At 64.0% G+C, this 12,994-nt stretch carries 12 protein-coding genes; 11 read left to right on the top strand and 1 reads right to left on the bottom strand.

The window, feature by feature from the left end:
- Window positions 1–191: 191 nt before the first annotated feature.
- The 11 genes from B0G62_RS13070 (at window position 192) to B0G62_RS13020 (ending at window position 11,908) form a co-directional block, all read left to right on the top strand.
- The gene (locus B0G62_RS13070; protein ID WP_103704605.1) at window positions 192–1,127 is read left to right on the top strand and encodes a dihydrodipicolinate synthase family protein; all 936 of its coding nucleotides are present in this window, start codon (window positions 192–194) and stop codon (window positions 1,125–1,127) included.
- 34 nt (window positions 1,128–1,161) lie between these two features.
- Entirely contained in the window at window positions 1,162–2,742 is a 1,581-nt protein-coding gene (locus B0G62_RS13065) for an aldehyde dehydrogenase (NADP(+)) (RefSeq protein WP_103704604.1), read from the top strand.
- A 254-nt stretch (window positions 2,743–2,996) separates the two neighbouring features.
- Window positions 2,997–4,163 carry an ABC transporter substrate-binding protein gene (locus tag B0G62_RS13060; protein ID WP_103704603.1) on the top strand — a complete coding sequence of 389 codons (1,167 nt, stop codon included), beginning with the start codon at window positions 2,997–2,999 and terminating at the stop codon, window positions 4,161–4,163.
- A gap of 97 nt (window positions 4,164–4,260) precedes the next feature.
- Window positions 4,261–5,340 (top strand): ABC transporter ATP-binding protein, encoded by a 1,080-nt coding sequence (locus B0G62_RS13055; RefSeq protein ID WP_103704602.1) that lies wholly within the window; start codon window positions 4,261–4,263, stop codon window positions 5,338–5,340.
- Window positions 5,337–6,218: an ABC transporter permease gene (locus tag B0G62_RS13050; RefSeq protein ID WP_103704601.1), complete on the top strand. Its 882-nt coding sequence runs from the start codon at window positions 5,337–5,339 to the stop codon at window positions 6,216–6,218. Before B0G62_RS13055 ends, B0G62_RS13050 begins: the two co-directional genes overlap by 4 nt.
- Entirely contained in the window at window positions 6,218–7,144 is a 927-nt protein-coding gene (locus tag B0G62_RS13045) for an ABC transporter permease (RefSeq protein WP_103704600.1), read from the top strand. The genes B0G62_RS13050 and B0G62_RS13045 overlap by 1 nt, the downstream gene beginning before the upstream one ends.
- Before the next feature lie 70 nt (window positions 7,145–7,214).
- Window positions 7,215–8,972 carry an L-arabinonate dehydratase gene (gene araD, locus B0G62_RS13040; RefSeq protein ID WP_103704599.1) on the top strand — a complete coding sequence of 586 codons (1,758 nt, stop codon included), beginning with the start codon at window positions 7,215–7,217 and terminating at the stop codon, window positions 8,970–8,972.
- Window positions 8,973–9,121: 149 nt separating this feature from the next.
- Entirely contained in the window at window positions 9,122–10,321 is a 1,200-nt protein-coding gene (locus tag B0G62_RS13035; protein WP_103704598.1) for a porin, read from the top strand.
- A 132-nt stretch (window positions 10,322–10,453) separates the two neighbouring features.
- Window positions 10,454–10,729, top strand: coding sequence for a metal/formaldehyde-sensitive transcriptional repressor (locus tag B0G62_RS13030; protein ID WP_103704597.1), 276 nt, complete (start codon window positions 10,454–10,456; stop codon window positions 10,727–10,729).
- A 9-nt stretch (window positions 10,730–10,738) separates the two neighbouring features.
- Entirely contained in the window at window positions 10,739–11,722 is a 984-nt protein-coding gene (dmeF, locus tag B0G62_RS13025) for a CDF family Co(II)/Ni(II) efflux transporter DmeF (RefSeq protein WP_103704596.1), read from the top strand.
- Between the two features lie 3 nt (window positions 11,723–11,725).
- Entirely contained in the window at window positions 11,726–11,908 is a 183-nt protein-coding gene (locus B0G62_RS13020; RefSeq protein WP_103704595.1) for a DUF1289 domain-containing protein, read from the top strand.
- An 18-nt stretch (window positions 11,909–11,926) separates the two neighbouring features.
- Here the strand turns inward: B0G62_RS13020 and B0G62_RS13015 are convergent, their stop codons facing one another.
- On the bottom strand, window positions 11,927–12,901 hold the full coding sequence (locus tag B0G62_RS13015; RefSeq protein WP_103704594.1) for a helix-turn-helix domain-containing protein: 975 nt from the start codon (window positions 12,899–12,901) through the stop codon (window positions 11,927–11,929).
- Between the last annotated feature and the right edge of the window lie 93 nt (window positions 12,902–12,994).

Below are 12,994 nucleotides of genomic sequence, written 5' to 3'. Positions count from 1 at the left end.
TGAGACAACAAGAAGATTCCGAATTTGGCGCAGAGAGGCGAAAACCACGCCAGCGCAAAGCGGGCGCACCGGACGGCGTTTGGCGAGCCCCCCGAACAAACCCTAACAAATCACAAAGTTGTTTGACAACTAAACAAGGCCGGTGCTACTGTGCGGGGTATCGACAACTCCCTATCCCAGCACGAGGCCTCATGAACGTGTCCCCGATCGTCGAGAGCGAATTCGCTTCGACCGTGATGGCGGTGCCCCCCCTGGCACGCCGCCCCGATTTATCGCTCGACGTTGAAGCCAACGGCAAGCTCATTCGCCACATGGAAGCGGGCGGCATCCGCACGCTGCTCTATGGCGGCAACGCCAACCTCTATCACGTCGCCGTCAGCGAATTCCGCGAGCTGCTGGACATGCTGGCCGACCTGACCGCGCCCGAAACGCGCGTGATCCCGGCCATCGGCCCGGACTACGGCAAGATGCTCGATCAGGCCCGCATCCTCGCGCAGACGAAGTACCGGACGGCCATGGTGCTGCCGCTAGCCGGCTTCGCCACGCCCGCCGGCGTCGAGGCTGGCCTCACGCGCATTGCCGATACCGCGGGCATTCCGCTCACGCTCTATATCAAGAGCGAGGATTACGTCGATGTCGACACGCTCGTGCGCCTGATCGAGCGTGGCACGCTGATCGCCGTCAAGTACGCCATCGTGCGCGCCGATCCGGCCAACGATCCGTATCTGCGCCGCCTGCTGCAAAGCGTGCCGTCTTCGAAGGTCGTCTCGGGCATGGGCGAGCGTCCCGCGCTGGTGCACGTGCGCGACTTCGGTCTGGCCGCGTGGACCACGGGTTCGGGCTGCATCGCCCCGCACGCCATCATGGCGCTGCTCAAGGCCGCCAAGGAAGGCCGCGCCGACGATGCGCAACGTCTCTACGACGCCTTCATGCCGCTCGAAACGCTGCGCGACGACATCTCGCTGATCCGCGTGCTGCACGACGCCGTGACGCTTTCCGGCATCGCCGACATGGGCCCGATCCTGCCGCTGCTTTCGCAGTCGCCGGCTGAAGCGCTGCCCGCCATCGGCGCAGCGGCGAAGGAACTGCTGGCGTTCGAGCAGTCGCTTGCCGCAGCGCACGCCTAAGCGCACCGATTGAACTGAACTGAACGGAGCGAACATGCCCATCACTGGATCCATGCTGCTGGGCGCGCAGGTTGTGCGCGGCCAGGCGGGCGAGATGCGCGCCTTCGCGCCTGCGCTCGGCCGCGACATCGAGCCGTCTTTCGGCCTCGGCGGCAAGGCCGAAGTCACGCGCGCCTGCGAACTCGCGGCGCAGGCGTTCGACGCCTTCCGCGCCGCGCCGCATGAAACGCGCGCACAACTGCTCGAAGCGATCGCCGAACGCATTCTCGGCATCGGCGATGAGCTGATCGAACGCGCGCATCTGGAATCGGCGCTGCCCAAGCCGCGCCTCGAAGGCGAGCGCGGCCGCACGGTCGGTCAGTTGCGCCTCTTCGCCTCGCTGGTGCGCGACGGCCGCTGGTGCGGCGCGGTGCTCGATTCGGCGCTGCCGGATCGCAAGCCGCTGCCGCGTTCGGATCTGCGCGCGCAGCGCATCGGCCTCGGTCCCGTGGCCGTGTTCGGCGCGAGCAACTTCCCGCTGGCGTTTTCGGTGGCGGGCGGCGATACGGCTTCGGCGCTGGCCGCCGGTTGTCCCGTGGTCGTGAAGGCGCACCTGGCGCATCCGGGCACCTCGGAACTCGTCGGGCGCGCGATCCAGCAGGCGGTCGCCGATGTCGGTCTGCCCGAGGGCGTGTTCTCGCTGATCTTCGGCGGCGGCAACGAAACGGGCGAAGCGCTGGTCGCGCATCCGGCCATCAAGGCGGTGGGCTTCACGGGTTCGCGCCGTGGGGGCCTTGCGCTCGCGCACATCGCCGCGCAGCGCGCCGAGCCGATCCCCGTCTACGCCGAAATGAGCAGCATCAACCCGATGTTCGTGCTGCCGTCAGCGGTGGCCGCGCGCGGCGAGACGCTGGCGCAGGGTTTCGTCGATTCGCTCACGCTGGGCGTCGGCCAGTTCTGCACGAATCCGGGCCTCGTGCTCGCGATCGATTCGCCGGAGCTCGACCGCTTCGTGCAGGCCGCGAGCGCGGCGCTCGCGGGCAAGCCGTCGCAGACCATGCTGACGGCGGGCATCGCTTCGGCGTATGACGAAGCCGTGGCGGCGCGCAAAACGGTGCCGGGCGTCGAGCAACTGGCCGTTGGCACGCAGACGGACGCGCATTGCGCCGCGCTGCCGCTGCTGTTCAAGACCGGCGCGGAGCAGTTCCTCGCGCAGCATGCGTTGTCGGACGAGATCTTCGGGCCGACCTCGATCGTCGTGGCTTGCCGCGACGAAGCCGAACTCGCGCGCGTGGCCGAACAGCTCGAAGGCCAGCTCACGGCCACGCTGCACATCGACCGCGACGACTACGCGATGGCCGCACGCCTGCTGCCGGTGCTGGAGCGCAAGGCGGGCCGCATTCTTGCGAACGGCTTCCCGACCGGTGTCGAAGTGTCGTACGCGATGGTGCACGGCGGCCCGTTCCCGGCCACGTCCGACGCGCGCACGACTTCGGTGGGCGCGATGGCGATCGAGCGTTTCCTGCGCCCGGTCTGCTATCAGGATCTGCCGGCCGAACTGCTGCCCGCCGCGCTGCAGGACGACAACCCGCTCGCGCTGTGGCGTCTGCGCGACGGCGAGCTGGTGCGCAAGTAAGCGTTAAAAACCTGCCGAAGGCGCTTGCAGAATCGTTGCAAGCGCCTTTCTCGCAGGGCTGGCGACAAGCCTTGCAGATCACGCCGACAAAAGTCCTTACGTCGGCCTTTACGTTGCTTGACAACTTGATGTGTGGTTCGGCATCCTTTGATCGCGGCGCTGTAGACAAAAGCTGGCTAAAACGGCCCGCGAAAGCACAACACAACAACCGCAGCCGCGAAGAAAAAATTCCATAAACAGAGTGAGGAGATGCGATGTTCGATGGACGCTTTAAGGCCAGGGTGCTGGCCGTTTGTGTGGCGGCCGTGGCGGCGCTCGGCGTGAGCGCGGCGAAGGCTGATCCCGTTTCCCTGAACATTGTCGACGTGGCCGGCAATCTGCAACTCACGCAGAAGGCCTTCGAGGCGTTCAAGGCGAAGTATCCGAATCTCGTCTCCAATATCACTTACACCAACGCGCCCGCGCCGCAACTGCCCGGCAAGATCAAGGCGATGCAGGCCGCAGGCCGCGCCGATATCGATCTCGTTCTCACGGGCACCGACGCGCTCGCCGCGGGCATCGAGCAGAACCTCTGGACGAAGCTGCTGCCGGATCAGTCGGCGGCGCTGCCGGGCGTGCTCGACAAATACGCGCCGGGTCCGCGCAAAATGCAGGATCTCGCGCAGGGCTACGGACTCGAAGTCTCGTATATGCCGGCCGGGCCGCTCATCGAATACAACCCCGCGAAGGTCGCCAAGCCGCCGCACACGCCCGCCGAACTGCTGGCGTACTGCAAGGCCAATCCCGGCAAGCTGATCTACGCGCGCCCGGCCAATTCGGGCCCTGGCCGCACCTTCCTGATGGGCCTGCCGTATCTGCTCGGCGACAAGAATCCGCAAGACCCTGTCAACGGCTGGGACAAGACCTGGGCCTTTCTCAAAGAGCTGAATTCTTGCGTGCCGTATTACCCGGGCGGCACCTCGGCGGTGATGAAGGAGCTGGGCGAGGGCACGCGCGACATGACCGTGACCGTGACGGGCTGGGACATCAACCCGCGTGCGCTCGGCATCGTGCCCGCCGAATTCAGGGTGCAGGCCTTCGACAACATGACGTGGGTGAACGACGCGCACTTCATGGTGGTGCCGAAGGGCGTGTCGAAGGAAAAGCTCGCGGTGCTGCTCAAGCTGATGAATTTCATGCTGGAGCCGCAGCAGCAGGCCATGACTTATGACGATGGTTACTTCTATCCGGGCCCGGCCGTGAGCGGTGTAACGCTCGCGATGGCGCCGAAGCAGAGTCAGGACGTGATCGCGAAGTTCGGCCGTCCTGAGTACGCGAAGTGGCTCACGCAGTATCCGCACGTCCAGCCGCTTTCGGCGCAGGCGATGGTCGCGGCGTTCCAGAAATGGGACCGCGAAGTCGGCTCGCAGAAGTCGCAGTAAAGGGGCAAAAGGGGTAAAGGGCGCGACGCCAGGCTTCGAGCGCCGCTCGCGGCCTGGCCTCGGATAGGTGAGTGGATCACGTGGTCAGGAAGGTGTCATGAAGCGTTCTTTCGATCGTCTGCGTCTGGACGCGGTGTGTCGGAGTTTCGCCAGCGCGGAGGGCGCGCAGCTTGCGGCGCTGCGCGGGCTCGATCTCGACATTCGCCGCGGTGAATTCATTGCGCTGCTCGGCCCCTCGGGCTGCGGTAAATCGACGGCGCTCAACTGCATCGCGGGCTTGCAGCCGCTCACGAGCGGCAGCATCTGGCTCGACGATCAGCGCATCGACGTGCTGCCGCCCGAAAAGCGCGGCTTCGGCATGGTGTTCCAGAACTACGCGCTGTTTCCGCATATGAGCGTGCTGGAGAACGTGGGTTTTGGCCTGAAAATGCAGGGCGTGCCGCGCGACGAGGCGAAGCGCCGCGCGCGCGCGGCGCTGCAGCTCGTGCAGCTCGTCGGGCATGAAAGCAAGCTGCCGGGCCAGCTTTCGGGCGGCCAGCAGCAACGCGTCGCGATCGCGCGCGCGATCGTCATCGAGCCGCCGCTCGTGCTGATGGACGAGCCGCTCTCGAACCTCGACACCAAACTGCGCATCGAAATGCGCGCGGAAATCCGCCGTATTCACAGCCAGCTCGAACGCGCGACGATTTACGTCACGCACGATCAGGACGAAGCGCTGTCGATGGCGGACCGCATCGTCGTGATGAAAGAGGGTGTCGTGCAGCAGGTCGCCACGCCCAGGGAAGTCTATAGCCGTCCCGCGAATCTGCATGTCGCGCGCTTCATGGGCTATCGCAACGTGCTGCCGTTCGCCGTGAGCGGCGAGCGCGGCGAGCATATCGCGATGTCGGCGTCGGGCATCACGCTCACGGGCGTGCCGATGGGCGAAGTGACGGGCAGCGAGATTTCCGTGGCGATGCGGCCCGAGGATTTCGAGCGCGCCAACGCGGGCGACGCCAATGCCTTCGACGTCGAAGTCGAGATGGTCGAATATGGCGGCCGCGATTCGCTGCTGCTCGCCAATGCGCCGTTCGGCAAGCTGTGGGCACGCGTGGCGGGCGAATTCGAAACAGGCGAGCGCGCCACGCTGCGCGTCGCGCCGTCGCGCGTGCTGGCCTATGCGGAGCGTGCCGCATGAGCACGCTGGTGTCGTCGCTCACCAAGGCGCCGCGCGACGCGCGCGGCTGGCTCGTCGCGCCCGCGCTCGGCTTCATCATCGCGCTGTTTCTCTATCCGTTCGCCTACGGCCTCGTGCTGTCGTTCAAGCCGATGAACGGCGGCGGTATGCTCGCGAACTACGTGCAGTTCTTTCACGATCTCGCGCTGTGGCCGACCGTGTTCGTCACGCTCAAACTGGCCGTGCCCGCGACGATCATCAACGTAGGGCTGTCGCTGCCGGTCGCGTTCGCGCTGCGCCGTAAATCGCCGTATCAGAAGCTGGTGACGACGTTGCTTGTGATTCCCGTCACGCTCGGCACCGTGCTGATCGCCGACGGCATGCTCAGCTACTTCGGCCCGAACGGCTGGTTTCCGCAGGCGTTGCACGCGCTGCATCTCTACACGAGCGAAGAGATTCGCCTCACGCACAACTACTGGGGCGTGCTGATTTCGCTGATCGTGTCGGGTTTTCCGTTCGCGTTCCTGCTGACGCTCTCTTACGTGACCGGTATCGACCCGACGCTCGCGCGCGCGGCCGCCACGCTCGGCGCAGGTCCGTGGCAGCAGTTTCGTTTGATCTATCTGCCGCTGCTCGCGCCGGGTCTCACGATGGCCGCGTGTCTGTCGTTCGTGCAGGCTTATTCGGTGTTTCCTTCGGCGGTGCTGCTCGGCGCGCCAGCCGGTCCCACGCGCGTGATTTCGATCGCGGCTTCGGAAGCGGCGTTCGAGAGCTACGATTATTCGCTCGCCTCGACCATCGCGATCGCGATGGGCTTCGTGCAGCTCGTCGTCGTGGCCGCGATGCTCAGCGCAAAGCGCTACTTCTATTCGGGCCCGGTGAGCGGAGGAAAAGGCTGATGACCGCCCATCAACGCAATGCAGCCGGCCTGCACGCGAATACTTCCACGCGCGACGACAGCGCCACGAATACCACCAACGTGCCGCGCGTCAAAACCCGCGCAAGCGTGCCCGATATTCTTTGGAAAGTGATCGTCTGGGGCGGCGTGGTGTTCTTCCTGCTCAACGTGCTGCTGCTGATCGCCACGGTGGGCGTGAATTCCATCGCCACGCGCTGGTTCGGCACGCCGCTGCCGCAAGGCTTCACGCTGCACTGGTATGCGCAGGCGTGGCGCGACTTCCAGTTGGGCAGCGTGCTGTGGGTCACGTTCGAAGTCGTGGGCGCGGTCGTGCTGCTGTCCATCGCGCTCGGCGTGCCCGCCGCTTACGCGCTTGCGCGCGCGCAGTTTCCGGGCAAGCGCATCTGCATGTTCGTGTTCCTGCTGCCGCTGATGGTGCCGCCGGTGACCTACGGGATACCGATGGCCACGGCGATGTATCAGACCGGCCTCGCGGGGACATTGACCGGCGTGATCCTCGCGAACCTCGTGCCCGCGCTGCCCTTCGTGATTCTGGTGATGACGCCGTTTATCGAGCAGATCGATCCGAATCTGGAATCGGCAGCGCGTATTTTTGGCGCCAACACGCTGCGTTATTTCCGTTACGTACTGCTGCCGCTCCTCGTGCCGGGGATGCTGGCGGCCGGGCTGCTCGTGCTGGTGCGCACGATCGGCATGTTCGAACTCACTTTCTTTACCGCCGGACCCGACACGCAAACCCTCGTCGTCGCGCTGTATTACGCAGTGTTCTCGACGGGCGTGCGCGCGCCGCAGTCCATCGACGCCATGGCGATGATCTACATGGCGATCACGCTCGCATGGGTGCTGGTCGCGCTGCAGTTCGTCAGCCCGACACAACTCGTGTCGCGCGTGAAGGAACAGCGCTAGGGAAGCGCCGGCGGTCTCCCTTGGCGGTCCCAATGAAACACATCCGCGGAAACACCTGGAGCAACGCAAGATGAGCAACAAGCGAAAGACCCCCGAAGAACTGCGCAGCCACCGTTGGTATGGCGTGAACGACCTGCGTTCGTTCGGCCATCGCTCGCGCACGGCGCAGATGGGCTACAGCCGCGAGGAGTATGCGGGCAAGCCGGTGATCGCGATCCTCAACACGTGGAGCGAGATCAACCCCTGCCATACGCACTTCAAGCAGCGCGTGGAAGAGGTCAAGCGCGGCATCTGGCAGGCCGGCGGCTTCCCGATCGAGTTGCCGGTGCAGACGCTCTCCGAGCCGTTCCAGAAACCCACGACGATGCTCTATCGCAACTTCCTCGCGATGGAAGCGGAAGAGACGCTGCGCTCGTATCCGGCCGATGGCGTCGTGCTGATGGGCGGCTGCGACAAGACCACGCCCGCGCTGCTGATGGGCGCGATCTCGATGGATCTGCCCACGATTTTCCTGCCCGCCGGCCCGATGCTCAACGGCAACTGGAACGGCGTGACGCTCGGCTCGGGTTCGGACACCTGGAAGTACTGGGCCGACCTGCGCGCCGGCAAGATCACCGAAGAGGACTGGCAGGGCGTCGAAGGCGGCATCGCTCGCTCGCCGGGCCACTGCATGACGATGGGCACCGCATCGACCATGACGAGCGCGGCGGAAGCGCTGGGCTTCACGCTGCCGGGCTTCGCTTCGATTCCCGCGCCGGACTCGCGCCACGCGCAGATGTCGGCCAAAACCGGCATGCGCATCGTAGAGATGGTGTGGGAAGACCTCAAGCCCTCGGACATCATCACGCGTAAGGCGGTCGATAACGCCGTGACGACCTGCCTCGCGCTGTCGGGTTCGACCAACGCCATTGTTCACATGATCGCGCTCGCGCGCCGCGCCGGTGTGGATCTGACGCTCGCCCAATACGATGACATCGCGCGCCGCACGCCGGTGCTCGCGAACATCCGCCCGACCGGCAAGTACCTCATGGAGGACTTCTACTATTCGGGCGGCCTGCGCGCGATGCTCAAGGAACTCGGCGATCTGATCGACGGAACGCAGATGACGGTCAACGGCAAGACGCTGGGCGAAAACATCGCCGACGCCGAGATCTACAACGAAGAGGTGATCTACCGCCGCGCGAAGCCGCTGATGCCCGATACGGGTCTTGCCGTGCTGCGCGGCAATCTCGCGCCGGATGGCGCGGTGATCAAGCCGGGAGCCGCGGAAAAGCGCCTGCACGTGCATACGGGCAAGGCCGTGGTGTTCAAGGACTATAACGACATGGCCGCGCGCATCGACAGTGAAGACCTCGAATGCGACGAGAACAGCGTGATCGTGCTTCAGCACGCCGGTCCGGTGGGGGCGCCTGGCATGCCCGAGTGGGGCCAGTTGCCGATTCCGCAGAAGATCCTGCAAAAGGGCGTGCGCGACATGCTGCGTATTTCGGATGCGCGCATGAGCGGCACGAGCTACGGCGCGTGCGTGCTGCACGTGGCGCCGGAATCGTTCATCGGCGGCCCGCTCGCGCTGGTGCAGGACGGCGATCTGATCGAGTTGAACGTGCCGGAGCGCCGCTTGAACGTGCTGATCTCCGACGAGGAAATGGCGCGCCGCAAGGCCGCTTGGGTCGCACCGGAACCGCGCTTCAAGCGCGGCTATGGCGCGATGTACCAGATGCACGTGATGCAGGCCAACAACGGCTGCGAATTCGACTTCATGCAGCGCGAAGGCGCGGGCGGTTGCAGCGGTAATACCGAAGCTGGCGGCGAACCTGAGATCCATTAAGGACGCAGGGATTCGCAAGTGAAGGCGTAGGGCATCGCGTGGGCATCACCCTCGCGGCGCTCTATGCCGGAGCGGAGGAGCACTCTCGCAAAGAGATCCACGAGTAGTTAAAAAAGCAGTACATCACAACGATTAAATCAGGAGTACAGATGAAGAAGACCATTCTCGCTTCCACGCTTGGACTCGCCGCACTGGGCGCGCACGCCCAGAGCAGCGTCACGTTGTACGGTATCGTCGATACCGGCATTGGTTATCAAAGCAGCTCGGCGGCGCTCGGCAGCAATTCGGGCGGCCATTCGGCCGTCAAGATGGTGCAGGGCGTGTGGGCCGGTTCGCGCTTCGGCCTGAAGGGCAGCGAAGACCTCGGCGGCGGCACGCGCGCGATCTTCCAGCTCGAAGAAGGCTACAACTCGGCGAACGGCGCGCAATCGACCACGAACCTGATGTTCAGCCGCGCCGCATTTGTTGGCATTGCCAACCAGAACTACGGCACGCTCACGGCGGGCCGCCAGTACGCGCCGTACTACACGCTGCTCTCCGCCTATAGCCCGACCAACTGGCTCACGGGCGCCTACGGCGCGCACCCGGGCGATCTGGATTCGATGGACACGATCTACCGGATCAACAACTCGCTCGTCTATACCTCGCCGAACTTCTCGGGCTTCACGTTCAGCGGCATGTATGCGTTCGGCGGTGTGGCGGGCAGCACGGGCGCGGGCCAGTCGTGGAGCGTGGCGGCGAACTATATCCACGGTCCGGTGGGCCTTGCCGTGGGCTTCGAGCGTCTGAGCAACTCGACGAGCGGCGGTGGCGCCTGGGGCAGCAGCTCGACGGCGAACAGCAATGGCGAACCGGGCGTGTCGGGCGTCACCAACGGCTTCCAGACGGCGCAGACGCAGCAGCGCCTCGCGGTGACGGGTGGCTACGCATTCAACTCGCAGTGGGATATTTCGGCGTCGTATTCGAACGTGCAATATGTGGCGGGCACGGGCTCGAAGTTCTTCGATACGCAGATCTGGAACACCGGCGGCGTCGTGCTGCACTACAAGCCGCTCGTCGCGCTCGATCTTGCAGCGGGCTACAGCTACACGCGCGCGACCAAGGCCAACGGCATCACGAGCGCGGCCTCGTATCAGCAGTTCAACCTTTCGCAGTACTACAGCCTGTCCAAGCGCACGGGCCTGTACTTCGTCGAAGCGTACCAGCGCGCCGGCGGCCAGACGCTGGGCACGAACGGCGCGGGCGACATCATCAACGCCACGGCCGATATCGGTGACGGCCAGAACAGCGCGCCGTCCTCGTCGCGCAGCCAGTTCGCCGGTGCGGTGGGTATCGTGCACCGCTTCTGATTTTTCAGCTCCGAGACAGATTGGCCCATCCGGCGTTTGCCGGGTGGGCTTTTTTCTTGTCTGGTCGCAAAAAGTATACCCCCGTACCCTATCCAGGTTAATATACCCCCCTACGGTATATAGGGGGCACTAGTGAGCCACACGATTCGCGAAAAACAGAAGCTGCTCAACCGGGTTCGCCGTATCAAGGGCCAGGTCGAAGCCATCGAGCGAGCACTGGAAGAAGAGCGCGGCTGCATGGATGTGCTCCAGCTCGTCACCAGTAGCCGTGGCGCGATGAACGGCTTGCTTGCCGTGGTTCTCGAAGACCATATCCGTACGCATCTCGTCGATGCCGAGCCGCATGACGACGAGCACGGCAGCGGCACCGAGCAATTGATTGAAATAGTCCACAGCTACTTCAAGTAAGAGAGAACCATGAATCAATTGTCGGATTCCGCGTTCGGAGCGGGACACGATCACATCTTCCTGGGCGCGGCCCACGAGGAGAACGAGCGCAGAACGTGGATGGTGATCGTGCTGTGCAGCGCGATGATGGTGGCTGAAATTGTCGGCGGCAGCCTGTTTGGTTCGCTCGCACTCGTCGCGGACGGTCTGCATATGTCGACGCACGCCGGCGCGATGCTGATCGCCGCTTTGGCTTATACCTATGCACGCAGGCACGCGGCGGACAGGCGCTTCGTATTCGGCACCGGCAAACTGGGCGATCTGGCCGGCTTTACCAGTGCCATCGTACTCGCCATGATCGCCGTGCTGATCGGATACGAAGCCGTCTCGCGTTTCTTCTCGCCCGTGCCGATCCACTTCGGTCAGGCGATACCTATCGCCGTGCTTGGGCTGCTGGTCAATCTCGCGAGCGTCTGGCTACTGAGCGGCAATCACCACGGCCACCATCATGGGCATGGTCACGACCATGCTCACGACCACGAAGATGAGCACGATCACGACGATGCGCAGATGGCCGCGAGCCGCGACCACAACATCCGCTCAGCCTACGTTCACGTCATTGCCGATGCGGCGGTCTCCGTGCTGGCGATCATCGGCTTGCTGCTGGCGCGTGCGTTTGGCTGGATCTGGATGGACCCGCTTGCGGGCGTGATCGGCGCACTGGTGATTGCAAACTGGTCGTGGGGCTTGATGCGCGATACAGGTGGCATTCTGCTCGACATGAATCTGGACAAACGCATGGCTGAGAACGTCCGTCATGTTATCGAGGATCACGGCGATGCCGTGCTCGACCTCCATATCTGGCGCGTCGGTCCCGGCCATATGAGCGCGATCGTATCCGTGGCGACCGGTCAATTGCAGCGCAACGCGGGCTTCTACCACGCGGTACTCAGGCAATTCAAGGAACTCTCGCACGTGACGGTCGAAGTGAATCCAACCCGGGTGGGGGCTTGAACTGTGGCTGTCAAATCGCCCTGCGTCGACCTATGTGCATTCGACGGCAAAACCGGCTTCTGTACAGGCTGTTATCGAACGCGTGAGGAAGCCCGGAGCTGGAAGAAGATGACCGACCATCGTCGCCATCAGATTCTCAACGAAAGGTCCAGACGAGAGGCCAAGATCGAGCGTTCGTGCGCGTAGCACGGAAGCGTCGGATTTTTATTTACGCGCCTTGCGTTGTTTCCGATCGATGCGATTGCTTTCGCGCCTCTGAAGCGAAGCCGAACGCTCGGTCAGTCTGGGTGACATTGATTCGTCATCCTGACTGGTGTTCGTGAACTGCAACCGGTATTCAACCGGCGTCATGCTTTTGACCGCCTTGAATTGTCGGTTGAAATTCGCGGCGTTGGGAAACCCGGATCGCATGGCGATCACCGAAACCGGCGCTTGCGTGTCGGTCAACATCCGGCAAGCATGGCCAATGCGAACGCGGTTGATGTAGCGCCCGACGCTTTCGCCGAGATGATGCGTGAAATGCCGCGTCAAGGAGCGTTCGGAAAGTCCCGACGCTTTGGCCAGCGTCGAAAGTCGAAGCGGACGCGAGAATTGCGTTTCGATCAACGCAAGCACGCGATTGATCTGATCGGACTCGTGGCCGTTGGCCGCGCCGGTCCTGGCGTCGAACGCGCCAGGCGACGCGAGCGGCGTGGCGGGCAGCGTCGAGAGCAACTCCAGAACATCGAGGGCCGCATGCAGCCGTTCGCGGGGTTTCGCGGACAGCAGACGGTCGAGATGATCCCGCATACGTGCTCCCGCGCCTTCCTCGAAGGCCAGGCCGCAGGCCGCGCGCCGCAACAGATCGCATAAGCCGTTGTACTCGGGGCAAACGTCGGCGAGACGCCGGACCCACGCGCCGTCGAACCAGACGACGATGGCGACCTGCGGTTGGGCATCGTCGATCGAGCGGTTCGACGCCCAGGTGTGCGGGAGATTGGGCGGCACCAGAACCAGGTCGTCCGCGCCATAGCTCGTCACCGAATCGCCGATATAGCGCTTGCCCTGACTGTTCAAGGTCAGCGTGAGTTCGTATTCAGGATGGTGATGCCATTCGAACGGAATGCGCCGCAACTGGCGGTGGTAAACCCGTATCGAACAGTCGTGGCCGAAATCGACAAGTTCGAAGGCTGCTTTCATGGCCGGAACAGAGAAATCATTGGCTGGATAGTATCACGCAAGCATTGGCTGCCCGCGTACGCTCCACGTATCGAAAACATCACATGGAGACGA

Source organism: Paraburkholderia eburnea (assembly GCF_002917095.1).
Classification (GTDB): domain Bacteria; phylum Pseudomonadota; class Gammaproteobacteria; order Burkholderiales; family Burkholderiaceae; genus Paraburkholderia; species Paraburkholderia eburnea.
The sequence above is the reverse complement of the archived record's forward strand: the minus strand, read 5'-3'. Positions and strand labels throughout refer to the sequence as shown.

Excerpts from the sequence above, each read along its gene's own strand:
- B0G62_RS13070 (WP_103704605.1), top strand. The coding sequence starts at position 192 with ATGAACGTGTCCCCGATCGTCGAGAGCGAATTCGCTTCGACCGTGATG.
- B0G62_RS13065 (WP_103704604.1), top strand. The coding sequence starts at position 1,162 with ATGCCCATCACTGGATCCATGCTGCTGGGCGCGCAGGTTGTGCGCGGC.
- B0G62_RS13060 (WP_103704603.1), top strand. The coding sequence starts at position 2,997 with ATGTTCGATGGACGCTTTAAGGCCAGGGTGCTGGCCGTTTGTGTGGCG.
- B0G62_RS13055 (WP_103704602.1), top strand. The coding sequence starts at position 4,261 with ATGAAGCGTTCTTTCGATCGTCTGCGTCTGGACGCGGTGTGTCGGAGT.
- B0G62_RS13050 (WP_103704601.1), top strand. The coding sequence starts at position 5,337 with ATGAGCACGCTGGTGTCGTCGCTCACCAAGGCGCCGCGCGACGCGCGC.
- B0G62_RS13045 (WP_103704600.1), top strand. The coding sequence starts at position 6,218 with ATGACCGCCCATCAACGCAATGCAGCCGGCCTGCACGCGAATACTTCC.
- araD (WP_103704599.1), top strand. The coding sequence starts at position 7,215 with ATGAGCAACAAGCGAAAGACCCCCGAAGAACTGCGCAGCCACCGTTGG.
- B0G62_RS13035 (WP_103704598.1), top strand. The coding sequence starts at position 9,122 with ATGAAGAAGACCATTCTCGCTTCCACGCTTGGACTCGCCGCACTGGGC.
- dmeF (WP_103704596.1), top strand. The coding sequence starts at position 10,739 with ATGAATCAATTGTCGGATTCCGCGTTCGGAGCGGGACACGATCACATC.
- B0G62_RS13015 (WP_103704594.1), bottom strand. The coding sequence starts at position 12,901 with ATGAAAGCAGCCTTCGAACTTGTCGATTTCGGCCACGACTGTTCGATA.